Consider the following 23,751-nt stretch of genomic DNA (forward strand, 5'->3'; position numbering starts at 1 on the left):
CGGGTGACTTCTGCAGTACCACCGCCCCGTACCGAGGCCCCGTCCGAGAGCCCGACCCAGCGCGGCAGCAGGCGCAGCATCGCCGCCGCGCTGCTGCTCGGAGCCGTGGGCGCGGCCCTCGCACTGCTCGCGTCCCGCCAGGCCTGGGCCCACGGGACCGTGTCGGTGGCGGGCGGCAAGCTGCCCCTGACCGCCAACGGCGGCGACGTCACGGGCGTGCCCGCGGCCCTCGCGATAGTGGGCCTCGCCGCGCTCGTCGCCGTCTTCGCGGTCCGCCGCACCGGACGCGTCCTGGTCTCCCTGCTCCTCGCGCTCAGCGGCGCGGGCACCGTGGCCGCGGCCCTGCTCGGCGCGGGCGACAGGGACGCCCTCGACGAGAAGGCCGCCACGGCCTCCGGCGACGCCGCCGCCACCATCGGCGACCTGACCCACACCGGCTGGCCGTACGCCGCGGCAGCCGCGGGCGTGCTGCTCCTGCTCGCGGGGCTGCTCGCGCTCACCTACGGCCGCTCGTGGCCCGCTATGTCGGGGCGCTACGAACGCGACGGCTCGCCCAGGCCCCGCAAGGCCCGCCGCGCCCCCGACCCGGAGCGGCCCGAGGAGATGTGGAAGGCCCTCGACCGCGGCGAGGACCCGACACGCGAAACATGATCGGCGCGACGCGCGAAGCGTGACCCCGCGCTCACGGCATACGCGCGGGTACGGGACAATGAGCGGGAGCGTCCGACTCGCGCGGTGACTTACCATCCGCCACCACGCACACAGCCAACGAGGAGCAAGTCATGTCCAGCCACGGACACACCCCGGCCGCCTGGACCGGTGTCATCATCGCCTTCATCGGTTTCTGCGTCGCGGGTGCCTTCATGGTGATGGCCAACGTGCCCGGGTTCTGGGCCGGCATGGCCATCATCGCGATCGGTGGCCTCGTGGGCGGCGCCATGCGCATGGCGGGCCTGGGCCAGGTCAAGCGTCCGCAGCGGCAGGTCGCGCGCTCCGAGAGCTGATCTTCGTCGTACGCGAGCCGTACGCACGTCGTCGCACGTCGTACGTGAAGAGGCGGTCCGGCAGCAGCCGGGGCCGCCTCTTTGCGTGCATGCGGCACCCGGCTCGCGCATCCACCGGGCGTCGGGCCCCGGAGCGGGGCAGAATGCACGGGTGACCGCCGAAACCGAGCGCGCCGCGCCCGCCGTCCTGACCCGCCTGCTCGTGCCGGCCGGGCTGCTCGCCGCGGTCGCGGGCGCCTTCGCGTACGTCGGCGCGGTCGACCCCAACGAACCCGGTCACTACCCGGCCTGCCCGCTCCTTCGCCTCACCGGCATCTACTGCCCCGGCTGCGGCGGTCTGCGCAGCGCCCACGCCTTCGTCCACGGCGACATCGCGACGGCCCTCGGGGCCAACGCGCTCGCCGTCGTCGGGTACGGCGTCTTCGCCGTGGTGTGGACCGTATGGGTGGTCAAGGCGGTGCGCGGGCGACCCCTGCGGATCGAGTTGGGCCCGGTGCAGCTGTGGGGTTTCGGCGCCCTGGTCGCGATCTTCACCCTCGTACGCAACCTGCCGTTCGGATCGTGGCTGCACCCTTGAACCCGCAGGCCACGGGGCCGGTGAATGTCCAGGTCGTGGGACGGGCGTCAACCGGATGCGGGGCCTTCGCCCTCCTGCGGATACCATCGCAGTGACCAGCTTGAACGTCAGCTTCAACCGTCAGGGAAGGGGGCCGCTCGCGTGAGTGTGCTCGACGAGATCATCGACGGAGTCCGTGCCGACCTCGCGGAGCGGCAGGCGCGCGTCAGCCTCGACGAGCTCAAGGAGCGTGCGGCCAAGGCTCCCGCGGCCAAGGACGGCGCGGCCGCCCTGCGCGGCGACGGCGTCAAGGTCATCTGCGAGGTCAAGCGCTCCAGCCCCTCCAAGGGCGCGCTCGCCGCGATCGCCGACCCCGCGGGGCTCGCCGCCGACTACGAGGCGGGCGGCGCCGCCGTCATCTCCGTGCTCACCGAGGAGCGCCGCTTCGGCGGCTCGCTCGCCGACCTGGAGGCCGTCCGGGCCAAGGTCGACATCCCGGTGCTCCGCAAGGACTTCATCGTCACCTCGTACCAGCTGTGGGAGGCCCGTGCGTACGGCGCCGACCTCGCGCTGCTGATCGTGGCCGCCCTGGAGCAGCCCGCCCTGGAGTCCCTCATCGAGCGTGCCGAATCGATCGGCCTCACGCCGATCGTCGAGGTGCACGACGAGGACGAGGCCGAGCGCGCCGTCGACGCGGGCGCCCGGGTCATCGGCGTCAACAACCGTGACCTCAAGACCCTCAAGGTCGACCGCTCCACCTTCGAGCGCATCGCGCCCGAGCTGCCGGACGGCGTCGTCAAGATCGCCGAGTCCGGTGTGCGCGGGCCGCACGACCTGATCGCCTTCGCCAACGCGGGCGCCGACGCGGTGCTCGTGGGCGAGTCCCTGGTCACCGGGCGCGACCCGAAGTCAGCGGTCTCCGACCTCGTCGCCGCGGGCGCCCACCCGGCCCTGCGCCACGGACGGAGCTGACCCTCCCGATGTCCATCGCCGCCCGCCTCGCCCCCGGCTGCCGCCCCCGCGGCTGCCGCGCGCCCGCACGGCGCGTACGGGGCAGGCGCGTGCGGTACCACATCGGTTCGGAGCCGGGCCAGATTCCCGGGATGCGATGGCGAGGCGGCGCTCTGGACGCCGCCGCGAGCTGAAGCGCCCCTGAAAGGGACGCGGGGAACTGCGCGACAAGCCCAAGACGGGCCGCGGTCGCGACAGAACCGTGACCAGCTACGGCGTCAGGGCGTACTCATGTCAAACGTCAACGCCAGCCTGAGCGAGGTTTCCGCATGCCCAGCGAGTTCTTCATCCCGGACCCGGAGGGTCAAGTCCCCAGCACCGAAGGCTACTTCGGCGCGTTCGGCGGCAAGTTCATCCCGGAGGCCCTGGTCGCCGCCGTGGACGAGGTCGCCGTCGAGTACGACAAGGCCAAGAGTGACCCCGAGTTCGCCCGCGAGCTCGACGACCTCCTGGTCAACTACACCGGCCGCCCCAGCAGCCTCACCGAGGTCCCCCGCTTCGCCGAGCACGCCGGAGGCGCCCGCGTCTTCCTCAAGCGCGAGGACCTGAACCACACCGGCTCGCACAAGATCAACAACGTGCTCGGCCAGGCCCTGCTCACCAAGCGCATGGGCAAGACCCGCGTCATCGCCGAGACCGGCGCGGGCCAGCACGGCGTCGCCACGGCCACCGCCTGCGCGCTCTTCGGTCTCGAATGCACCATCTACATGGGCGAGATCGACACCCAGCGCCAGGCCTTGAACGTGGCCAGGATGCGCATGCTGGGCGCCGAGGTCGTCGCCGTGAAGTCCGGCAGCCGCACCCTCAAGGACGCCATCAACGAGGCGTTCCGCGACTGGGTCGCCAACGTGGACCGCACGCACTACCTCTTCGGCACCGTCGCGGGACCGCACCCCTTCCCGGCCATGGTCCGCGACTTCCACCGGGTCATCGGCGTCGAGGCCCGTCGCCAGATCCTGGAGCGCGCCGGACGGCTGCCCGACGCCGCGATCGCCTGCGTGGGCGGCGGCTCCAACGCCATCGGCCTCTTCCACGCCTTCATCCCTGACGCGGACGTACGCCTCATCGGCTGCGAGCCCGCCGGGCACGGCGTCGAGACCGGCGAGCACGCGGCCACGCTGACGGCGGGCGAGCCGGGCATCCTGCACGGCTCCCGCAGTTACGTCCTCCAGGACGAGGAGGGCCAGATCACCGAGCCCTACTCGATCTCGGCCGGACTCGACTACCCCGGCATCGGCCCCGAGCACGCCTACCTCAAGGACAGCGGCCGCGGCGAGTACCGCGCGGTCACCGACGACGCGGCGATGCGGGCCCTGCGGCTCCTCTCCAGGACCGAGGGAATCATCCCGGCCATCGAGAGCGCCCACGCGCTCGCCGGTGCCCTGGAGGTCGGCAAGGAGCTCGGCAAGGACGGCCTGATCGTCGTCAACCTCTCCGGGCGCGGCGACAAGGACATGGACACGGCCGCCCGCTACTTCGGCCTGTACGACACGGACGCCACCGTCGAGGTGGACGCGTCCGCCACCGGTGCGGAGATCGAGGGGGACGCCAAGTGAGCGGCAACATCCAGCTGTTGAGCGACACCCTCGCGGCCGCGAAGGCCGAGGGACGGTCCGCCCTCATCGCCTATCTGCCCGCCGGTTTCCCGACCGTCGACGGCGGCATCGAGGCGGTCAAGGCCGCCTTCGACGGCGGCGCCGACGTGGTCGAGGTGGGCCTGCCCCACTCCGACCCGGTCCTGGACGGCCCGGTCATCCAGACCGCCGACGACATCGCGCTGCGCGGCGGCCTCAAGATCCGTGACGTGATGCGCACGGTCCGCGAGACCTTCGAGGCGACCGGCAAGCCGGTGCTCGTCATGACGTACTGGAACCCCATCGACCGCTACGGCGTCGAGCGCTTCACCGCCGAGCTCGCCGAGGCGGGCGGCGCGGGCTGCATCCTGCCCGACCTGCCCGTCCAGGAGTCGGCGCTGTGGCGGGAGCACGCCGAGAAGCACGGCCTCGCGACGGTCTTCGTCGTCGCGCCGAGCAGCAAGGACGAGCGGCTCGCCACGATCACGGCGGCGGGCTCCGGCTTCGTGTACGCGGCCTCCCTGATGGGTGTCACCGGCACCCGTGCCTCGGTGGGCGAGCAGGCGCAGGAGCTGGTGCGGCGCACCAAGGCCACCACCGAACTGCCGGTCTGTGTCGGGCTAGGCGTCTCCAACGCCCGGCAGGCCGCGGAGGTCGCGGGCTTCGCCGACGGTGTGATCGTCGGCTCCGCCTTCGTGCAGCGGATGCTCGACGCCCCCAACGAGGCGGCGGGGCTCGCCGCCGTCCGCGCCCTCGCGGGTGAGCTCGCGGACGGCGTACGCGGCAAGGCGTAACCCATACGGGTGGATCTTGGACCGGGGAGGCACGCTCGTGCCTCCCCGGTTCGTTGGCGGGGTGTGAGCGAGAAGAACCGTGAGGGAAAGCGTGCGGCCCGCGAGCGGCTGGCGGAAGAGCGAGAGCGGCAGAAGTCCCGCGACAAGCAGCGCCGGGCGCTGATCGTCGGCGCGGCCGTGCTGGGCGTCCTGGGCCTGGCCGCGGTGGTGGGCCTGCTCGCCGCCAACTCCGGGGACGACAAGAGCGACACATCGGGCCCGGTGGTCGTCCCCAAGGGGGCGAACGGCAAGGACCAGCTCTCGATCCCCCTCGGCAAGGACAGCGCCAAGTCGACCCTCACCATCTGGGAGGACTTCCGCTGCCCCGCCTGCAAGCAGTTCGAGGACGCCTACCGCTCGACGATCAACGAACTGGCCGACAAGGGCCTGCTGAAGGTCGAGTACCACCTGGCGACGCTCATCGACAACAACCTCCGCGGCGAGGGTTCCCTGCGCGCGGCCAACGCCGCGGCGTGCGCCCAGGACGTCGGCAAGTACCCGCCGTACCACGACGTGCTCTTCAAGAACCAGCCCGAGGAGACGGACGACGCCTACGCCAAGAACAGCAGGCTCATCGAGCTCGCGGGCGAAGTCGACGGACTGGTCACGGACTCCTTCAAGAAGTGCGTGGACGAGGGGAAGCACGACAGCTGGGTCGGCAAGTCCGACAAGGCCTTCCGGGACGCGAAGCTGCAGGGTACGCCCACCGTGCTGCTCGACGGCAAGAACATCTTCGGGGACCAGAAGAACCCGCTGACCCCTCAGAAGCTGAAGAAGATGGTGGAGGAGGCGAACAAGGGCTAGCGGCAGCTGCCGTTGCGCCTGTTATGGAGCCGTAGCCGGGCTGGTTGCCGTCCCCGCCGCCCGGCACGGTAGCGTCGGACCTGCCATGGACCTTGCCTTCATTCCCAGTCCGTCGCGCGGTGTGGTCGAACTCGGCCCCATTCCGCTCCGCGGCTACGCGTTCTGCATCATCATCGGCGTCTTCGTGGCCGTCTGGCTCGGCAACAAGCGGTGGGTCGCCCGCGGGGGCCAGTCCGGCACCGTGGCCGACATCGCCGTGTGGGCCGTGCCGTTCGGCCTCGTCGGCGGGCGCCTCTACCACGTGATCACGGACTACCAGCTGTACTTCAGCGAGGGCCGTGACTGGGTCGACGCCTTCAAGATCTGGGAGGGCGGCCTCGGCATCTGGGGCGCGATCGCGCTCGGCGCGGTCGGCGCGTGGATCGGCTGCCGCCGCCGTGGCATTCCGCTGCCGGCCTGGGCCGACGCGCTGGCCCCCGGCATCGCCCTGGCGCAGGCGATCGGCCGCTGGGGCAACTGGTTCAACCAGGAGCTGTACGGCAAGCCCACGGATCTGCCCTGGGCGCTGAAGATCACGTCGGCGGAGGACGGCCGGGTTCCCGGCACGTACCACCCGACCTTCCTGTACGAGTCCCTGTGGTGCATCGGCGTCGCCGTCCTGGTCATCTGGGCCGACCGCCGCTTCAAGCTCGGGCACGGGCGGGCGTTCGCGCTGTACGTCGCCTCGTACTGCGCCGGGCGCGGCTGGATCGAGTACATGCGGGTCGACGACGCCCACCATGTCCTGGGCCTGCGCCTCAATGTCTGGACCGCGATCGTGGTCTTCGTGCTGGCCGTGGTGTACCTCGTGGTGTCCGCGAAGATCCGCCCCGGGCGGGAGGAAGTCGTGGAACCGGCCGCGGTCGCCGATGCCTCCGGCGAGGGTGAGGGCGACGGTGCCGATGCCTCCGGCGGGGACGGTGACTCCGTGAAGCTGGACAAGGGGGAGCGCGAAGCCGAGGGCGAGGCGAAGGACGAGGCCAAGGACGAGGCCAAGTCCGCCGAGAAGAGCTGAGGCTTTGGTCGTTCGTCGAGAGGGCCGCCGGATCGTTTGATCCGGTGGCCCTCTCGTGTACCTGTCGGCGGTCAAACTCTGCCGGCCAGGGTCAGGACCCTCCTCGCCCCCTCCACCACCGCCTTGTCCACGAAGCGGCCGTCCGGGAGGGCCAGGGCCCCCTCGTCCGTGGCTGCCGCCTTGGTGATCTCCTCGGCCTTCTCGATCTCCTCGGGGGTGGGCAGATAGGCCCGTTCGATCACCGGGAGCTGGCGGGGGTGGATCGCCGCGCGGCCGAGGAAGCCGAGCGCGCGGCCCCGGGCGCAGGACGCGGTGAGGCCCTCCAGGTCGCGGATGTCCGGGTGGACCGACTGCGTGGGCGGGGCCAGGCCCGCCGCCCGCGCGGCCACCACGACGCGGGAGCGTGCCCAGTCGAGGCCCGTCTCCTCGCGTACCCCCAGGTCGGCGCGGAGGTCGGCCTCTCCGAGGGAGATGCCGTGCAGGGCCGGGTGCGCGGTGGCGATGGCGAAGGCGTGCTCCAGGCCGAGCGCCGACTCGACGAGGGCGTGCAGGGCGGGGGTCTCGGCGGTGGCCAGAGCCGTGCGGTCGGCGACCCGGACGACCTCCGCGCGGCTGACGACCTTGGGCAGGCGCAGGCCCGCGACGCCGGGGAGCGGGGCGACGGCGCGCAGGTCGGCCTCGGCGAGAGGGCCGTCCAGGGCGTTGACGCGGACGTGGACGGGCTGCGGCTGGGGCTCGGAGAGGAGCTCCGCCGTCGCCGAACGCGCGTACTCCTTGCGGTCGGGGGCGACCGCGTCCTCCAGGTCGACGATCACCACGTCGGCGCCCGCGTGGAGGGCCTTGGCGACCACGTCGGGCCGGTCCCCGGGAACGTACAGCCAGGTCAGGGGGAGCGCGGCGGTCACAGGGCGCCCTCCTTGCGCAGGGTGGTGATCTCCCGTTCCGTCAGGCCGAGTTCGGCCAGGACCGTGTCCGTGTCGGCGCCGTGCGGGCGGCCCGCCCAGTGGATCGCGCCGGGGGTTTCGGAGAGGCGGAAGAGGACGTTCTGCATGCGCAGCGGGCCGAGTTCCGGGTCGTCGACCGTGGTGACCGTGTCCAGGGCCGCGTACTGGGGGTCCGTCATGACGTCGCGTACGTCCTGGATGGGGGCGACCGCGGCCTCCGCCTTCTCGAAGGCCTCGATCACCTCGGTGCGGGTGTGGCGGGCGATCCAGCCGCCGACCGCCTCGTCGAGCACGTCCGCGTGACGGGCCCGGTCCGCGCCCGAGCCGAACCAGGGCTCGCCGATCAGCTCGGGGCGGCCGACCAGGCGCATCACGCGTTCCGCGATCGACTGGGCGGAGGTGGAGACGGCGACCCACGTCCCGTCCGCCGTGCGGTAGGTGTTGCGGGGCGCGTTGTTGGTGGAGCGGTTGCCGGTGCGGGGCTGTACATGGCCCAACTGGTCGTACCAGAGCGGCTGGGGGCCGAGGACCGTGAGGATCGGCTCGATGATCGCCATGTCCACCACCTGGCCCTCGCCCGTGCGGTCGCGGGCCGCGAGCGCCGTCATCACCGCGTACGCCGTCGCAAGCCCCGCGATCGAGTCGGCGAGGCCGAACGGGGGCAGGGTCGGGGGCCCTTCGGGATCGCCGGTGATCGCGGCGAAGCCGCTCATCGCCTCGGCGAGCGTGCCGAAGCCGGGGCGGCGGGCGTAGGGGCCGAACTGGCCGAAGCCGGTGACGCGGGCCAGGACCAGGCGGGGGTTGGCGGCGTGCAGTTCCGCCCAGCCCAGGTCCCACCTCTCCAGGGTGCCGGGGCGGAAGTTCTCGACGATCACGTCGGCGGTGGCGGCCAGGCGCAGGAGGGTGTCGCGGCCGCCGGGCGTGGACAGGTCGAGGGTGATCGTGCGCTTGTTGCGGCCGAGCAGCTTCCACCACAGGCCGACGCCGTCCTTCGACGGGCCGTGGCCGCGGGAGGGGTCGGGGCGTGTGGGGTGCTCGACCTTGATGACCTCCGCGCCGAAGTCGCCGAGCATCGTGGCGGCGAGGGGGCCCGCGAAGAGGGTGGCGAGGTCGAGGACGCGGAGGCCGGCGAGGGGCGGCGTCGTGGCCGGGAGCGGTGTCATGAGGGGGTGCCGTTCGCCTGGGCGTCGATCTCCTTGCGGTACGGCATCGACGCCGAAGCCCCCGGGCGCTGCACGGAGAGTGCGGCCGCCGAGGAGGCCCACGTCAGCGCGTCCGGCACGGAGTTGCCCTCGGCGAGCGCCACGGCGAGGGTGCCCGCGAAGGTGTCGCCCGCGCCCGTCGTGTCCACCGCCGTGACCCGCTCGGCCTCGACCGTGACCGGTTCGGCGCCGCGCGCCGCGTACAGACTGCCGCGCGAGCCGAGCGTGATGACGACCTCGGGGACCTGGGAGAGCAGTGCCCTGGCCGCGGCGTGCGGGTCGTCGGCGATGCCCGTGAGGGCGGCCGCCTCGTGTTCGTTGGGCAGCAACAGGTCGACGGCGGCGAGGAGTTCGGGCGGCAGGGGCTGTGCCGGGGCGGGGGTCAGGACGGTGCGCACGCCGTGGCGGCGGGCGGCCTGCGCGGCGGCGAGCACCCCCTCGACGGGCACCTCCAGCTGGAGCAGCAGGACGTCGGCGGAGGCGATCAGGCCCTCGTCGCCGGGGGCCAGGGCGGTGACGGTGCCGTTGGCGCCGGGGATGACGACGATCGCGTTGCCGCCCTCGTCGTCGACGACGATGTGCGCGGTGCCGGTGGGCGTCTCGACGGTGCGCAGGAGGTCCGTGTCGACGCCGGAGTGGTCCAGGGCGGTGCGGAGCCCGGTGCCGAACGCGTCGGTGCCGACCGCGCCGATCATCGAGACGGTGGCGCCCGCGCGGGCCGCCGCGACGGCCTGGTTGGCGCCCTTGCCGCCGGGGACCGTGCGGAACTCGCGCCCCGTCACGGTCTCTCCGCGCTCCGGGGCCTTGGCGACGTACGCGACGAGGTCCATGTTCGCGCTGCCGAGGACGGCGATGTGGGGGGTGGGGGTCATGGGCGGTGCGCCTCCCGGGCGGTGAGTTCGGTGGTGATGTCTGCGAGGGTGTCGAAGCCGATGCCGTTGAAGTCGCCGATGGAGGTGGCGAGTCGGTTCTTGAGGGGTGCCGTCCAGCGGTCGGGGAGCGCGTCGGGGTGGCCTGCGAGCAGGCCCGCGATCGATCCTGCGGTCGCGCCGTTCGAGTCGGTGTCCCAGCCGCCGGAGACGGCGCGGGTGATGGAGCCGGTGAAGTCGCCGTCGGCGTGGGTGAGGGCGGCGGCGGTGAGGGCGGCGTTGGGGATGACGTGGACCCAGTGGTGGGTCGCGGCGTACGTGGCGTGGAGGGTGTCCACGACGTCGTCGAAGTCCCTTGTGGTGCGAGCGAGTTGGATGGCATCGCGGATGGCTCGGGCCAGGCGGGAGTCCTCGGGGACGGTGGCGAGGCCGGTGCGGAGGCAGTGGTGGACGTCCGCGTGGCCCGTCGCGGCCTGCGCGATCGTGGCCGCGGTGAACATCGCGCCGTGGACGCCGTTCGCGGTGTGGGTGAGGGCGGCGTCCCTGTGGGCCTGTTCGGCGGCGGCCTCGGGGGCGCCGGGGTTGGTCCAGCCGTGGACGTCGGCGCGGATCAGGGCGCCGATCCATTCGCGGAAGGGGTTGTGGTGGGTGGCGGTGTGCGGGGGTTCGATGCCGTGGAGGAGGTTGCGGTAGGCGATGCGTTCCGCGGTGAAGGTGCGGCCCGCGGGGAGTTCGTCGAGCCAGAGCCTTGCCACGTCCGTGGTGGTGAAGGTCTTCCCGTGGCGTTGGAGGAGGACGAGGTTCAGGAGGGGGTAGTTGAGGTCGTCGTCCTCGGGCATGCCGTCGATGTTCTCGGCGAGGGAGGTTGTCGCCGAGCGGCGGTTCCAGGGGTACGTGGCTTTGAGGGCGGGCGGGAGGCCTCGCTCCGTGAACCAGGTGTGCAGGGGCCAGTTTCCTGTTGCTTTCGCGAGGCTTCGGATGCCGGTGAGGGGGAGTTTTTCCACCGGCTTGCCCAGGAGGCAGCCCGCGGCTCTGCCCAGCCAGGCGGAGTGGAGGCGGTTCTGCAGGTCGGGCGGGGCGGGCGCCTTGTTGACCGGTGCTCGGCAGTGGGGGTTGTGCCCACCCTTCCCCGACGGGAGGGGCTGGGGCGGGGGGTCGTCGTGGGGAACGCCTGCCCGCGACGGGGACGGCTGTGAGAGTTCGGTCAGGAGTTGTTCTGCCAACGTCCGCAGGTGAGGTGCTGTCGGGGTCGGGGACGCGCCTGCTGTTGGCGGGGGGAGGTGGCCGCCTGCTGATAGCCAGCGGGAGCGGGCCGTCGAGACATCGCGGCCCTCCTGTTCCGACTGGTTGAGTTCGTGGCCGATCAGGTCTTCCGGTTGGACCCAGGTCAGGCGGATCACGGGGTCGCCGTCAGGGTCGCGAAGGCCGACTCGTGGGACCTGCGGCGCTCGATGTCGCGGGTGTGGATCTCCTCGGTGACCTCCGTGAGCGCCGCCGCGGGGGCGTGCAGGTCCAGGCGGCTGGCCTCGGCGACCCGCTTCGTCCAGTCGGCGGGGATCGCCGACTCGCCGTGCAGCGCGCCCACGATCGCGCCGCTCATCGTGGCGATGGAGTCGCAGTCGCGGCCGTAGTTGACCGAGCCGAGGACCGTGCGGCGGTAGTCGGCCTCGCCGACCAGGAGCATGCCGAGGGCGACGGGGAACTCCTCGATGGCGTGCAGCCGGGAGGGGCGGCGGGCGCCGAGGGACGGGGCGCGGTAGTCGGGGCCGACGGTGTCGAAGGGGGCGACGGCGGCGCGGATCGGGGCAAGCGCCGTCTCGAAGTCCCGGTGCCCCGCGGCCACTTCGGCTACCGCCTCGATCGCGGCGCGTGTGCCGTCCTTCGCGAGGGCCAGGCACGTCTCGACCACCGAGTCCGCCGTGGCGCCCGGCGCGCAGGCCGCCGCGACCGCCGCCGCGAAGACGCCCGCGGCCTCGCGGCCGTACGAGGACTGGTGGGCGCCCGCGATGTCGAGGGCCTCGGCGTACGCGCCCGCCGGGTTGGCCGCGTTGACCAGGCCGACCGGCGCCATGTACATCGCCGCACCGCAGTTGACGATGTTGCCGTTGCCGGCCTCGCGCGGGTCGACGTGGCCGTAGTGGAGGCGGGCGACGAGCCACTTCTCGGCGAGGAAGATCCGCTGGAGGGGGAGTGCGTCGGCCTCCAGCTCCGGGATCCAGCGCGGCGTCGTCATCAAGTCGGGGACCAGGTGCTCGGCGACGGAGTAGGCGTCGAGATGGTCGCGGGCGGTGGTGTAGACGCGTACGAGCGCGTGCGTCATCAAGGTGTCGTCGGTGACGTGCCCGTCGCCCTTGTGGTACGGCGCGATGGGGCGGGCGGTGCGCCACCGGTCGCCGTTCCAGGGGCCGACGATGCCGCGTACGCGACCGCCGTGGCGCTCCGCGATCTGCTCGGGGGCGTAGCCCTCGACGGGGCCGCCGAGCGCGTCGCCGACCGCGGCTCCGACGAGGCTGCCGGTGATGCGGTCGGCCAGGCCGATCGTGCTAGTTGTGGGCTTCATGTCGGGATTGTCCACCTGGGGCGGCCAGTTCCGCGGCTGCCAGGTGTCCGGCGAGTTCCACCAGGTCGGTGCCCGCGAGGCGGGGGAGCGCGCAGCCGGAGAGGGTGCGGCAGGCGTCGCGCCAGGCTTCGGGGAGCGCGGCCGAGGTGCCGAGCGTGCCGGTCAGCGCACCGGCGAGGGCGGGGGCGGAGTCGGCGACGCGGGACAGGCACGCGGCGGCGGGCACGGCCTCGCCGATGCGGCCGCGGGCGGCGGTGGTCAGGGCGAGGGCGACGGGGACGGTCTCGGCCGCGGCGATGCCGTAGCTGTAGACGTGGTCGACGATCTGGTGCTCCAGGAGCGGTACGAGGGCGAAGGCGCCGTCGTTCGGGTGGGCGGCGCGGGCGAGCTTGACGGCGTGCCGGGCGTTGCGGCCGATCTCCGTGTGCTCGGGGAGTTGGGCGAGGGCGGCGTCCACCGCGGTGTCGACGTCGGCGCCGCCGAGGGCGGTGGCCGTCGCGGCGGCCATGGCGCGGGCGCCGTGCACGCCGTCGCCGTCCTGGGTGTAGCGGGCGTCGAACTCCGCGAGGGCGGCGGCCTGTTCGGGGGCGCCGGGGTGGACGCAGGCGAGTACGCAGGCGCGTACGCAAGCGGCGTCGTCGAAGTAGTGGGGGTTGTCGTGGCCGGTGGCCGGTGGGCGCAGGCCTGCGGCGAGGTTGCCGAGGCCGGCGCGGACGGAGATGCGGGCGCGGAGGGGGAGGACCGCGGATTCGACTTCCGGGGCGCGGGCCGAGGCGGCGGCGACCTCGGCGGCGAGGGTGGACCAGGCGTGGTCCAGGGCGGCGCGGGGGGCGAGGGCGCCGGTTGCCGCGTGGAGGAGGGACTCGGCGGTGAACGCCGCCCACTCGGCGTCGTCGGAGGGGCCGAGTCGCAGGGGCTCGGGGGGCTGGTTCAGGGCGATGGGGACGGGGAGGGTGGTGGTGGCGTTCTGCTCGGCGAAGGTGTCGAGTTCGCGGGTGAGTCTTCGGGTCCACTCGGGCATGCGGGCGGCCCTGTGCCTGGCCGCGGGCCAGCCTGCGGCGTCGCCTGCGGCGAGGCCCAGGAGGAGGCCCTCCAGGCGCGGGGCGCAGGCATCGCCTTGGCGGAGGCCTCGTGGGTCGGCACCCGGCACCGTGGGCTGTGCCCACTCTCCCCCGAGCTCTCGGCTTCGCTCGAGCAGGGAGGACTCCCCTCGCCGTGCGGAACGCCTGCCCGCAGCGGGAGCGGCTGGGGCGTTCCTGGCGAGGGCGGAAGGGCTGTCCACGGCAGGGGAGGCCGGGTCGCTCCCGGTTCTCGCTGCCGGGTAAACGGGTGGGTGGGTGGGAGAGATCCGCCGCGGAGCGGCGGGGTTTTCCTCGGTCACTACGCCTCCCCGTCAGGGATCAGCAGCTCCGCGACATCCAGTACGTGATGCCCCCGCATCGAGGGAAGGCAGCTGCCCCGCGCCGGGCCGATCGCGGTGGACCAGGGCTGGGGGATCGCCGAGGCGCCGCACGCGGCGCCGGAGAGCGCGCCGGCCACCGCCGCCGTGGTGTCCGCGTCACGGCCCATGTTGACGGCGGTCAGCACCGCCGCGGAGAAGTCGCCGCGCGCCGCCGCGTACGCCCCGAAGGCCAGGCCCACCGCCTCCGGCGCGAGGTCCGTCCAGGGGTAGCCGCCGATCACCACGGCGGAGCGCACCGCGCGTTCGCCGAGGTGGGCGACCGCCACCGCGCGCCGCAGCGAGCGGGACGTCCAGCAGTCCTCGGGGATGACGGAGAGGGCCGCTTCCACCACCGACCGCACCGGTTCGCCCGCCATCGCCGCCGCGACGCCCGCCGCGACCGCCTGCCCGCCGTAGATGCCCTCGCCGTCATGGCTCACGGAGCCGTCGATCGCCACGAGCCGTGCGGCTTCGGCGGGTTGACCCGAGGCGAAGACCCCGAAGGGGGCGGCCCGCATCGCCAGGCCGTCGCTCCAGGCGTGCCGGTGCTGGGCCGAGATGGGGGCGGTGAGACCGCGCCGGAGGTTCTCCAGCGTGCCGCGCTCGCTGAAGCCCGCGCCCCGGAAGGGCCCTTCGTCCAGGTCCGCGATCCACTGGTGCCAGGCCCGTTCGACGTGCCCGACGGTCAGCGCCGAGCCGTGCCGCGCGAGCAGCAGGCCCGAGAAGATCGCGTACTCCGTGTCGTCCGTACCGGCCGGGTGCTCGGCTACGTATCCGGTGATCCGCCCCCAACGGGCCCGGATCTCGGACGGTTTCATGTTCTCCGCGGGCGCACCGAGGGCGTCGCCGACGGCGAGGCCGAGGAGTGCGCCGCGCGCCCTTTCCTGGAGGTCGCTCACGTCTGTATACCTGCCACGCGGCGTCCCGCGCGCGAGCATCCGGGGGCCCACGTCACCCCTTCGGCACCTCCGATGCCCTGCCCCGGCACCCCCGATTCCCCCCTTCGGTACCTCCGAGGCGACCCTTCGGCGCCCCTCGGGCAGGGCCGGAAACCCGTCGCCGGAACCCACGTTTTCGCAGGTAAGTACGGCCTTCCTTGCTGGCGGGAGATTTTTTTCGCGCGTACTTTCGAGGTCGTCCAAGCACATTGAGGGGGCTCACCACCATGGCGATCATCGAGACCGAAGCGGCACTGCACGAGGCGCACCGCGACAATCACACCCACCGTGACGTGAACGGTGGCTGGCTGCGTCCTGCCGTCTTCGGGGCGATGGACGGACTCGTCTCCAACCTGGCGCTGATGACCGGCGTCGCGGGCGGCGCCGCCTCGCAGCAGACCATCGTCGTCACCGGTCTGGTGGGTCTGGCCGCCGGCGCCTTCTCGATGGCCGCGGGCGAGTACACCTCGGTGGCCTCGCAGCGCGAGCTGGTGCAGGCCGAACTGGACGTCGAGCGGCGCGAGTTGCGCAAGCATCCGAAGGACGAGGAGCGGGAGCTAGCCGCCCTCTATGTGTCGCGCGGCGTCGAGCCCGAGCTGGCCCGCGAGGTCGCCCGGCAGCTGTCCCAGGACCCCGAGCAGGCCCTGGAGATCCACGCCCGCGAGGAGCTCGGCATCGACCCGGGCGACCTGCCCTCGCCGACCGTCGCCGCGGTGTCGTCCTTCGGCTCGTTCGCGCTGGGTGCCCTGCTCCCCGTACTGCCGTATCTGCTCGGTGCCACCGTGCTGTGGCCCGCGCTGCTGCTCGCGCTCGTCGGGCTCTTCGCCTGCGGCGCGGTGGTGGCCAAGGTGACCGCGAGGTCCTGGTGGTTCAGCGGTCTGCGGCAGCTCGTGCTCGGCGGTGCGGCGGCGGGTGTGACGTACGCCCTGGGCAGCCTGTTCGGTACCGCCGTAGGATGAGCCGCTGCAGGCCTATGCGGGATCTTGCATAAGTAGCCGTTACTCGGCGGTTTCGATTCCTTAACCACCGGGCATGAGCCGTAAGCGCTGCGGGCAATGAGGCCTGTGTCGCTTTGGGCCTTCGGCCATCGATCTGTCCGCAAAGGTCCCTTCGAACCGCTCTCCACCTCCCCGAGCGGTGTCCACATGGTGGAATGACGTATCCGCTTTTCGAGAAGCGTTCCATCATGTAACCTGCACGAAATTTCGCCAGGGCCAACGTCGTCCCTCGCCTTCTGCATATGCCACGACGACGACGGGAGTGCCGATGCGTACCCACGCCTGGTCGCCCATGGACGGTCGCCCCGCCCCCCAGGGGATGTACGACCCCCGTAACGAACACGACGCCTGCGGTGTCGGGTTCGTGGCCACCCTCACCGGTGTTGCCAGCCATGAGCTGGTCGAACAGGCGCTGACGGTACTGCGCAACCTCGAGCACCGCGGGGCCACGGGCTCGGAGCCCGACTCCGGCGACGGCGCCGGAATCCTGCTCCAGGTCCCGGACGCCTTCCTGCGCGAGGAGGCCGGATTCGAGCTGCCCGAGGCCGGCGCCTACGCGGTCGGCATCGCCTTCCTGCCCGTCGACACCGCAGGCACCACCGACGCCGCTGTCTCACAGATCGAGACGATTGCCTCGGAGGAGGGCCTGACCGTCCTCGGCTGGCGCGACGTGCCCGTCGCCCCCGAGCTGCTCGGTGCCACGGCCCGCTCGACGATGCCCGTCTTCCGGCAGATCTTCGTCGCCGACGGCGACACCAAGGGCCTTGACCTCGACCGCAAGGCGTTCGTGCTGCGCAAGCGCGCCGAGCGCGAGGCCGGGACGTACTTCCCCTCGCTCTCCGCCCGCACGATCGTCTACAAGGGCATGCTGACCACCGGACAGCTGGAGCCCTTCTTCCCGGACCTGTCCGACCGCCGCTTCGCCACGGCCGTCGCGCTCGTGCACTCCCGCTTCTCGACGAACACGTTCCCGAGCTGGCCGCTGGCGCACCCGTACCGCTTCGTGGCGCACAACGGCGAGATCAACACCGTCAAGGGCAACCGCAACTGGATGCGGGCCCGTGAGTCGCAGCTCGCCTCGGACCTCTTCGGCCAGGAGAAGCTCGACCGGATCTTCCCGATCTGTACGCCGGACGCCTCCGACTCCGCGTCCTTCGACGAGGTGCTCGAACTCCTGCACCTGGGCGGGCGTTCGCTGCCGCACTCCGTGCTGATGATGATCCCGGAGGCCTGGGAGAACCACGCTTCCATGGACCCGGCACGACGCGCCTTCTACCAGTTCCACTCCACGATGATGGAGCCCTGGGACGGCCCGGCGTGCGTCACCTTCACCGACGGCACGCAGGTCGGCGCCGTCCTCGACCGCAACGGTCTGCGCCCCGGGCGCTACTGGGTCACCGACGACGGCCTCGTCGTCCTCGGCTCCGAGGTCGGCGTCCTCGACATCGACCCCGCGAAGGTCGTCCGCAAGGGCCGGCTGCAGCCGGGCCGGATGTTCCTCGTCGACACCGCCGAGCACCGCATCGTCGAGGACGACGAGATCAAGGCCGCCCTCGCCGCCGAGAACCCGTACCAGGAGTGGCTGGAAGCCGGCGAGATCGAGCTCTCCGACCTGCCCGAGCGCGAGCACATCGTGCACACGCACGCCTCCGTCACGCGCCGCCAGCAGACTTTCGGCTACACCGAGGAAGAGCTGCGCATCATCCTCGCGCCGATGGCCAAGACGGGCGGCGAGCCGCTCGGCTCCATGGGCACGGACACCCCGATCGCGGCCCTCTCCGAGCGCCCGCGGCTGATCTTCGACTACTTCACCCAGCTCTTCGCGCAGGTCACCAACCCGCCGCTGGACGCCATCCGCGAGGAGCTCGTCACCTCGCTGCACTCCTCGCTGGGCCCGCAGGGCAATCTGCTCGACCCGAGTGCCGCGTCCTGTCGCAGCGTCACCCTGCCCTTCCCGGTGATCGACAACGACGAGCTGGCCAAGCTCATCCACATCAACGCCGACGGCGACATGCCCGGCATGAAGGCCGCGACGCTCTCCGGCCTCTACCGGGTCGGCGGGGGCGGCGACGCGCTCGCCGACCGCATCGACGAGATCTGCGCCGAGACCGACGCCGCCATCGAGGCCGGCGCCCGCCTCATCGTGCTCTCCGACCGGCACTCCGACGCCGAGCACGCGCCGATTCCCTCGCTGCTGCTCACCGCGGCCGTCCACCACCACCTCATCCGCACCAAGCAGCGCACCGAGGTGGGCCTGCTCGTCGAGGCGGGCGACGTCCGCGAGGTCCACCACGTGGCCCTCCTCATCGGCTACGGCGCCGCGGCCGTCAACCCTTACCTCGCGATGGAGTCCGTCGAGGACCTCGTCCGGGCCGGAACGTTCCTCCCGGGCATCGAGGCCGAGCAGGCCATCCGGAATCTCATCTACGCCCTCGGCAAGGGCGTCCTGAAGGTCATGTCCAAGATGGGCATCTCGACCGTCGCCTCCTACCGCGGCGCCCAGGTCTTCGAGGCCATCGGCCTCGAGCAGTCCTTCGTGGAGCGGTACTTCGCGGGGACGACGACGAAGATCGGCGGCGCCGGTCTCGACGTCATCGCCCAGGAGGTCGCCGCCCGGCACGCCAAGGCCTACCCGGCCTCCGGCGTTCCCTCCGCGCACCGCGCCCTGGATATCGGCGGCGAGTACCAGTGGCGCCGCGAGGGCGAGCCGCACCTGTTCGACCCGGAGACGGTCTTCCGCCTCCAGCACGCGACGCGCAACCGCCGGTACGACATCTTCAAGCAGTACACGGACCGTGTGAACGAGCAGTCCGAGCGCCTGATGACGCTGCGCGGACTCTTCGGCTTCAAGTCCGGCCGCCCGTCGATCTCCGTCGACGAGGTCGAGCCGGCCTCCGAGATCGTCAAGCGGTTCTCGACCGGCGCCATGTCGTACGGCTCGATCTCCCGCGAGGCGCACGAGACCCTCGCCATCGCCATGAACCAGCTGGGCGGCAAGTCCAACACCGGTGAGGGCGGCGAGGACCCGGAGCGTCTGTACGACCCGGCGCGGCGTTCCTCGATCAAGCAGGTCGCGTCCGGCCGCTTCGGCGTGACGAGCGAGTACCTCGTCAACGCCGACGACATCCAGATCAAGATGGCGCAGGGCGCCAAGCCCGGCGAGGGCGGCCAGCTGCCCGGCCACAAGGTGTACCCGTGGGTCGCCAAGACGCGTCACTCGACGCCGGGGGTCGGCCTGATCTCGCCGCCGCCGCACCACGACATCTACTCGATCGAGGACCTGGCCCAGCTGATCCACGACCTCAAGAACGCCAACCCGACGGCCCGCATCCACGTGAAGCTGGTCTCCGAGGTCGGCGTCGGCACGGTCGCCGCGGGTGTCTCCAAGGCGCACGCGGACGTGGTGCTCATCTCGGGCCACGACGGCGGTACGGGTGCCTCGCCCCTCACGTCGCTCAAGCACGCCGGCGGCCCCTGGGAGCTCGGCCTCGCCGAGACCCAGCAGACCCTGCTGCTCAACGGTCTGCGCGACCGCATCGTCGTGCAGACCGACGGCCAGCTGAAGACCGGCCGTGACGTCATCGTCGCCGCGCTGCTCGGCGCCGAGGAGTTCGGTTTCGCGACCGCGCCGCTCGTCGTCTCCGGCTGCGTGATGATGCGCGTCTGCCACCTGGACACCTGCCCGGTCGGCATCGCCACGCAGAACCCGGCCCTGCGGAGTCGCTTCTCCGGCAAGCCCGAATTCGTCGTGAACTTCTTCGAGTTCATCGCCGAGGAGGTCCGCGAGATCCTCGCCGAGCTCGGCTTCCGCTCCATCGAGGAGGCCGTCGGCCACGCCGAGCTGCTCGACACCACGCGGGCCGTCAGCCACTGGAAGGCGCAAGGCCTGGACCTGGAGCCGCTCTTCCACGTGCCCGACCTGCCGTCCGGTGCCGTGCGCCACCAGATCACGGTTCAGGACCACGGTCTGGCGAAGGCGCTCGACAACGAGCTGATCAGGCTCTCCGCCGACGCGCTCGCCGCGTCCAGCGCGAACGACGCCCAGCCCGTGCGCGCGCAGGTCGCCATCCGCAACATCAACCGCACGGTCGGCACGATGCTCGGCCACGAGGTGACGAAGAAGTTCGGTGGCGCGGGCCTGCCCGACGACACCATCGACATCACCTTCACGGGCTCGGCGGGCCAGTCGTTCGGCGCCTTCGTGCCGCGCGGTGTCACCCTGCGCCTGGAGGGCGACGCCAACGACTACGTGGGCAAGGGCCTTTCGGGCGGCCGCATCGTGGTCCGTCCCGACCGGGGCGCCGACCACCTCGCCGAGTACTCGACGATCGCGGGCAACACCATCGCGTACGGCGCGACCGGCGGCGAGCTGTTCCTGCGCGGCCGCACCGGCGAGCGCTTCTGCGTCCGCAACTCCGGCGCGACGGTGGTCTCCGAGGGTGTGGGCGACCACGGCTGCGAGTACATGACCGGTGGTCACGCGGTGGTCCTCGGCGAGACGGGCCGCAACTTCGCGGCCGGTATGTCGGGCGGCATCGCGTACGTGATCGACCTCGACCTCGACAACGTCAACGCCGGAAACCTGGCGGCCGTCGAGCCTCTCGACGAGACCGACAAGCAGTGGCTGCACGACGCCGTGCGCCGCCACCAGGAGGAGACGGGCTCGACCGTCGCCGAGAAGCTGCTCGCGGAGTGGGACACCGCCGTGGAGCGCTTCAGCAGGATCATCCCCAGCACGTACAAGGCAGTGCTCGCCGCCAAGGACGCCGCCGAGCGAGCCGGTCTCTCCGAGACCGAGATCACCGAGAAGATGATGGAGGCGGCGACCAATGGCTGATCCCAAGGGCTTTCTGAACCACGGCCGTGAGGTCGCGCAGACCCGCCCGGTCGGCGAGCGCGTCCAGGACTGGAACGAGGTCTACGTTCCCGGTTCTCTCCTCCCGATCATCTCCAAGCAGGCCTCGCGCTGCATGGACTGCGGCATCCCCTTCTGCCACAACGGCTGTCCGCTGGGGAACCTGATCCCGGAGTGGAACGACTACGCCTACCGCGAGGACTGGCAGGCCGCGTCCGAGCGGCTGCACGCCACGAACAACTTCCCGGAGTTCACGGGACGGCTCTGCCCGGCCCCGTGCGAGGCGGCGTGCGTGCTCGGCATCAACCAGCCGGCCGTCACCATCAAGAACGTCGAAGTCTCCATCATCGACAAGGCGTGGGACGCGAACGACGTCAAGCCGCAGGCGCCCGAGCGGCTCTCCGGCAAGACCGTCGCCGTCATCGGCTCGGGCCCGGCGGGCCTCGCCGCGGCCCAGCAGCTGACCCGGGCGGGCCACACGGTCGCCGTCTACGAGCGCGCCGACCGCATCGGCGGCCTGCTCCGCTACGGCATCCCCGAGTTCAAGATGGAGAAGCGGCACATCAACCGCCGCATCGAGCAGATGCGCGCGGAGGGCACCAAGTTCCGCACCGGCGTGGAGATAGGCCGCGACATCGACGCGGCGAAGCTGCGCAAGCGGTACGACGCCGTGGTCATCGCGGCGGGTGCCACGACCGCCCGTGATCTCCCTGTCCCCGGGCGGGAGTTGAAGGGCGTCTACCAGGCGATGGAGTACCTCCCCCTGGCCAACAAGGTCCAGGAGGGCGACTACGTCACCACGCCCGTCTCCGCCGAGGGCAAGCACGTCGTCGTCATCGGCGGCGGCGACACCGGCGCGGACTGCGTGGGCACCGCGCACCGCCAGGGCGCGGCCTCCGTGACCCAGCTGGAGATCATGCCGAGGCCGGGCGAGGACCGCGCCCCGCACCAGCCGTGGCCCACCTTCCCGATGCTGTACAAGGTCACCTCGGCGCACGAGGAGGGCGGCGAGCGGGTCTACTCCGTCTCGACCACGCACTTCGAGGGCGACGGGGACGGCAACGTCCAGTCCCTGCACCTCATCGAGGTGGAGTTCGTCGACGGCAAGCTGACCCAGAAGCCGGGCACCGAGCGGAAGATCCCCGCCCAGCTCGTCACCCTGGCGATGGGCTTCACCGGCACGGACCGCGAGAACGGACTGGTGGACCAGTTCGCCCTGGAGCTCGACGAGCGCGGCAACGTCGCGCGCGACGGCGAATTCCAGACGAACGTGCCCGGTGTCTTCGTCGCCGGTGACGCCGGCCGCGGCCAGTCGCTCATCGTCTGGGCGATCGCCGAGGGCCGTTCCGCGGCGCGCGGCGTGGACCGCTTCCTCACCGGTGCGAGTGATCTTCCGGCCCCGATCCGTCCGACGGACCGCTCCCTGACGGTCTAGCCCGTACGGTTCCTTTCCGTACGGTTCCTTCTCGTACGGCCTCGTCCGTACGACCCCTCATACGTCCCGCACAACGGAGTGCGGAACTGACGCGGCGCCCGCTTTGTCCCCGACCGGACGGAGGCGGGCGCCGTGGCGTTCGGGGCCGTCCCTGTCAATGCGGCACGACGCGGACCAACGCGGGGCCGTGACGCATGCGTTGCGTGGTGCGCAACGGCATGAGCGTATGTTGCGTCAGCCGCAACCCTCATTACGGTTCGGCCGCTTATCCCAATGGGTCTAGACCGCCCCTGTCCTGTGTGACCACAATCGCTCCCACCAATCGGAACCTGGAGGGGGCCGGCATGAATCGACGTGTCATCGCCGCTGGTTGTATCGCCTTGAGTCTCGGACTGACCGCCACGGCGTGCGGTGGCGATGACGGCGACAAGGGGGACGAGGCCACCGACGGCAAGGGCAAGACCCTCACCGTCTGGATCATGGAGGGGACCAACCCCGACGCGCGGCCGTTCTTCGAGGAGGCCGAGAAGGCCTTCCAGAAGAAGACCGGCGCCAAGATCAAGGTCGAGTACCAGCAGTGGGCCACCGCCCAGAAGAAGTTCACGACCGCCATCGAGGGCGGCGCGGACCAGGTGCCCGACGTCGCGGAGGTCGGCACCACCTGGGTGCCGCAGTTCGCCGAGACGGACGCGCTTGTCGACGTCACCGACGAGGTGAAGAAGTCGGGCCTGAATGACGACCTCGTCGAGGGCCTCAAGGACGCGGGCACGCTCGACGGCAAGCAGTACGGCATGCCGTGGTACGCGGGCGTCCGCTCCATCGTCTACCGCAAGGACATCTTCGAGAAGCACAACCTGAAGCCCCCGACCACGTGGAAGGAGCTCCAGGCGACCGCCAAGACGCTCAAGGAGAAGGAGCCCAAGCTCGTCTCCTTCCCGGTGGCGGGCGGCGCCGAGATGTTCGCGACCCCCTTCATCTGGGGCGCTGGCGGCGAGCTCGCCACCGAGTCCGGCGGCAAGTGGAAGTCCGGCATCAACTCGCCCGAGGCCATCAAGGGCATCGAGTTCTACACGGGCCTCGCCACCAAGGACAAGGTCTCCCCGGCCAAGGTCAACACCTGGACGGAGAAGGAGGTCGGCGACGCCTGGAACAAGGGCGAGATCGCCATGGCCATCGGCGGCAACTGGACCCCGAAGGCCATCGTCGACAACAACCCGGACCTCAAGGGCAAGCTCGGCGCGGTGCCGATCCCTGGCGAGAACGGCGGCATGAGCAAGTCCTTCCTCGGCGGCTCCTACCTCTCCACGTTCGACACGGAGAACAAGGACCTCGCCTGGGAGTTCGTGAAGATGCTGACCACCGGTCAGTTCGCCGCCAAGTGGGCCGAGGAGACCAACTACTTCCCCGGCCAGAACTCCGAGCTGAAGAAGATCGAGGCGAAGAAGGACCCGCTGGTCGAGCCGTTCGCCAAGCAGATGCTGGAGGCCGGGGCGACCGTCCCGAAGACCAAGTCGTACGGCGAGATCCAGGCGTCGAAGGTCATCCCGGGCATGATCCAGTCGATCCTCACCGGCAAGTCGTCCGTCAAGGAAGCGGCGGACAAGGCCGCGAAGGACATGGACGCGATCTTCGCCAAGGACGAGTAGGCGAGGGCGAGTCCGCCACTGTCAAGC

The 23,751-nt window shown here is 71.6% G+C and carries 19 protein-coding genes; 12 read left to right on the forward strand and 7 right to left on the reverse strand.

Annotation, left to right across the window (positions count from 1 at the left end; genetic code table 11):
- Positions 1 to 3 precede the first annotated feature (3 nt).
- From AB0B50_RS23160 to lgt, 8 genes are all read left to right on the forward strand, one after another.
- Positions 4 to 651: a TIGR02234 family membrane protein gene (locus AB0B50_RS23160; RefSeq protein WP_362334964.1), complete on the forward strand. Its 648-nt coding sequence runs from the start codon at positions 4 to 6 to the stop codon at positions 649 to 651.
- A 131-nt stretch (positions 652 to 782) separates the two neighbouring features.
- Positions 783 to 1,004 (forward strand): HGxxPAAW family protein, encoded by a 222-nt coding sequence (locus AB0B50_RS23165; protein ID WP_362334967.1) that lies wholly within the window; start codon positions 783 to 785, stop codon positions 1,002 to 1,004.
- A gap of 151 nt (positions 1,005 to 1,155) precedes the next feature.
- Positions 1,156 to 1,581, forward strand: coding sequence for a DUF2752 domain-containing protein (locus AB0B50_RS23170; protein WP_362334970.1), 426 nt, complete (start codon positions 1,156 to 1,158; stop codon positions 1,579 to 1,581).
- 141 nt (positions 1,582 to 1,722) lie between these two features.
- Positions 1,723 to 2,532: an indole-3-glycerol phosphate synthase TrpC gene (trpC, locus tag AB0B50_RS23175; RefSeq protein WP_362334972.1), complete on the forward strand. Its 810-nt coding sequence runs from the start codon at positions 1,723 to 1,725 to the stop codon at positions 2,530 to 2,532.
- Between the two features lie 308 nt (positions 2,533 to 2,840).
- A complete protein-coding gene (gene trpB, locus AB0B50_RS23180; protein ID WP_362334975.1) occupies positions 2,841 to 4,127 on the forward strand; it encodes a tryptophan synthase subunit beta in 1,287 nt (428 codons plus the stop codon).
- Positions 4,124 to 4,939, forward strand: a complete 816-nt coding sequence (trpA, locus tag AB0B50_RS23185; RefSeq protein WP_362334978.1) for a tryptophan synthase subunit alpha — start codon at positions 4,124 to 4,126, stop codon at positions 4,937 to 4,939. The genes trpB and trpA overlap by 4 nt, the downstream gene beginning before the upstream one ends.
- A 63-nt stretch (positions 4,940 to 5,002) precedes the next feature.
- Positions 5,003 to 5,782, forward strand: a complete 780-nt coding sequence (locus AB0B50_RS23190; protein WP_362334981.1) for a thioredoxin domain-containing protein — start codon at positions 5,003 to 5,005, stop codon at positions 5,780 to 5,782.
- An 85-nt stretch (positions 5,783 to 5,867) separates the two neighbouring features.
- The gene (gene lgt, locus AB0B50_RS23195; protein WP_362334984.1) at positions 5,868 to 6,836 is read left to right on the forward strand and encodes a prolipoprotein diacylglyceryl transferase; all 969 of its coding nucleotides are present in this window, start codon (positions 5,868 to 5,870) and stop codon (positions 6,834 to 6,836) included.
- Positions 6,837 to 6,907: 71 nt separating this feature from the next.
- Here the strand turns inward: lgt and AB0B50_RS23200 are convergent, their stop codons facing one another.
- The 7 genes from AB0B50_RS23200 to AB0B50_RS23230 form a co-directional block, all read right to left on the reverse strand.
- Positions 6,908 to 7,741 carry a CoA ester lyase gene (locus tag AB0B50_RS23200; protein ID WP_362334987.1) on the reverse strand — a complete coding sequence of 278 codons (834 nt, stop codon included), beginning with the start codon at positions 7,739 to 7,741 and terminating at the stop codon, positions 6,908 to 6,910.
- Positions 7,738 to 8,943: a CoA transferase gene (locus tag AB0B50_RS23205; protein WP_362334990.1), complete on the reverse strand. Its 1,206-nt coding sequence runs from the start codon at positions 8,941 to 8,943 to the stop codon at positions 7,738 to 7,740. Before AB0B50_RS23205 ends, AB0B50_RS23200 begins: the two co-directional genes overlap by 4 nt.
- On the reverse strand, positions 8,940 to 9,854 hold the full coding sequence (rbsK, locus tag AB0B50_RS23210; protein ID WP_362334993.1) for a ribokinase: 915 nt from the start codon (positions 9,852 to 9,854) through the stop codon (positions 8,940 to 8,942). The genes AB0B50_RS23205 and rbsK overlap by 4 nt, the downstream gene beginning before the upstream one ends.
- Positions 9,851 to 11,251, reverse strand: a complete 1,401-nt coding sequence (locus tag AB0B50_RS23215) for an ADP-ribosylglycohydrolase family protein (protein WP_362334996.1) — start codon at positions 11,249 to 11,251, stop codon at positions 9,851 to 9,853. The genes rbsK and AB0B50_RS23215 overlap by 4 nt, the downstream gene beginning before the upstream one ends.
- On the reverse strand, positions 11,248 to 12,411 hold the full coding sequence (locus tag AB0B50_RS23220) for an ADP-ribosylglycohydrolase family protein (protein ID WP_362334999.1): 1,164 nt from the start codon (positions 12,409 to 12,411) through the stop codon (positions 11,248 to 11,250). The genes AB0B50_RS23215 and AB0B50_RS23220 overlap by 4 nt, the downstream gene beginning before the upstream one ends.
- Positions 12,395 to 13,561 carry an ADP-ribosylglycohydrolase family protein gene (locus AB0B50_RS23225; RefSeq protein ID WP_362335001.1) on the reverse strand — a complete coding sequence of 389 codons (1,167 nt, stop codon included), beginning with the start codon at positions 13,559 to 13,561 and terminating at the stop codon, positions 12,395 to 12,397. Before AB0B50_RS23225 ends, AB0B50_RS23220 begins: the two co-directional genes overlap by 17 nt.
- A 230-nt stretch (positions 13,562 to 13,791) precedes the next feature.
- Complete coding sequence (locus AB0B50_RS23230; RefSeq protein WP_362335004.1) at positions 13,792 to 14,751, reverse strand: ADP-ribosylglycohydrolase family protein; 960 nt, start codon at positions 14,749 to 14,751, stop codon at positions 13,792 to 13,794.
- A 266-nt stretch (positions 14,752 to 15,017) separates the two neighbouring features.
- Between AB0B50_RS23230 and AB0B50_RS23235 the strand changes: the two genes are divergently transcribed.
- From AB0B50_RS23235 to AB0B50_RS23250, 4 genes are all read left to right on the forward strand, one after another.
- Positions 15,018 to 15,749 (forward strand): VIT1/CCC1 transporter family protein, encoded by a 732-nt coding sequence (locus AB0B50_RS23235; protein WP_362335007.1) that lies wholly within the window; start codon positions 15,018 to 15,020, stop codon positions 15,747 to 15,749.
- A 307-nt stretch (positions 15,750 to 16,056) separates the two neighbouring features.
- Positions 16,057 to 20,625 carry a glutamate synthase large subunit gene (gene gltB / locus AB0B50_RS23240; RefSeq protein WP_362335010.1) on the forward strand — a complete coding sequence of 1,523 codons (4,569 nt, stop codon included), beginning with the start codon at positions 16,057 to 16,059 and terminating at the stop codon, positions 20,623 to 20,625.
- On the forward strand, positions 20,618 to 22,078 hold the full coding sequence (locus AB0B50_RS23245) for a glutamate synthase subunit beta (RefSeq protein WP_362335012.1): 1,461 nt from the start codon (positions 20,618 to 20,620) through the stop codon (positions 22,076 to 22,078). The genes gltB and AB0B50_RS23245 overlap by 8 nt, the downstream gene beginning before the upstream one ends.
- 380 nt (positions 22,079 to 22,458) lie before the next feature.
- Entirely contained in the window at positions 22,459 to 23,724 is a 1,266-nt protein-coding gene (locus tag AB0B50_RS23250) for a sugar ABC transporter substrate-binding protein (protein WP_362335015.1), read from the forward strand.
- Positions 23,725 to 23,751 lie beyond the last annotated feature (27 nt).

This window comes from Streptomyces sp. NPDC041068, from assembly GCF_040647455.1.
Classification (GTDB): domain Bacteria; phylum Actinomycetota; class Actinomycetes; order Streptomycetales; family Streptomycetaceae; genus Streptomyces.

What these genes read in the sequence shown, in the direction of transcription:
- AB0B50_RS23245 (WP_362335012.1), top strand. Translation starts at nt 20,618, where the DNA reads ATGGCTGATCCCAAGGGCTTTCTGAACCACGGCCGTGAGGTCGCGCAG.
- AB0B50_RS23235 (WP_362335007.1), top strand. Translation starts at nt 15,018, where the DNA reads ATGGCGATCATCGAGACCGAAGCGGCACTGCACGAGGCGCACCGCGAC.
- rbsK (WP_362334993.1), bottom strand. Translation starts at nt 9,854, where the DNA reads ATGACCCCCACCCCCCACATCGCCGTCCTCGGCAGCGCGAACATGGAC.
- lgt (WP_362334984.1), top strand. Translation starts at nt 5,868, where the DNA reads ATGGACCTTGCCTTCATTCCCAGTCCGTCGCGCGGTGTGGTCGAACTC.
- trpB (WP_362334975.1), top strand. Translation starts at nt 2,841, where the DNA reads ATGCCCAGCGAGTTCTTCATCCCGGACCCGGAGGGTCAAGTCCCCAGC.
- AB0B50_RS23165 (WP_362334967.1), top strand. Translation starts at nt 783, where the DNA reads ATGTCCAGCCACGGACACACCCCGGCCGCCTGGACCGGTGTCATCATC.
- AB0B50_RS23205 (WP_362334990.1), bottom strand. Translation starts at nt 8,943, where the DNA reads ATGACACCGCTCCCGGCCACGACGCCGCCCCTCGCCGGCCTCCGCGTC.
- gltB (WP_362335010.1), top strand. Translation starts at nt 16,057, where the DNA reads ATGCGTACCCACGCCTGGTCGCCCATGGACGGTCGCCCCGCCCCCCAG.
- AB0B50_RS23220 (WP_362334999.1), bottom strand. Translation starts at nt 12,411, where the DNA reads ATGAAGCCCACAACTAGCACGATCGGCCTGGCCGACCGCATCACCGGC.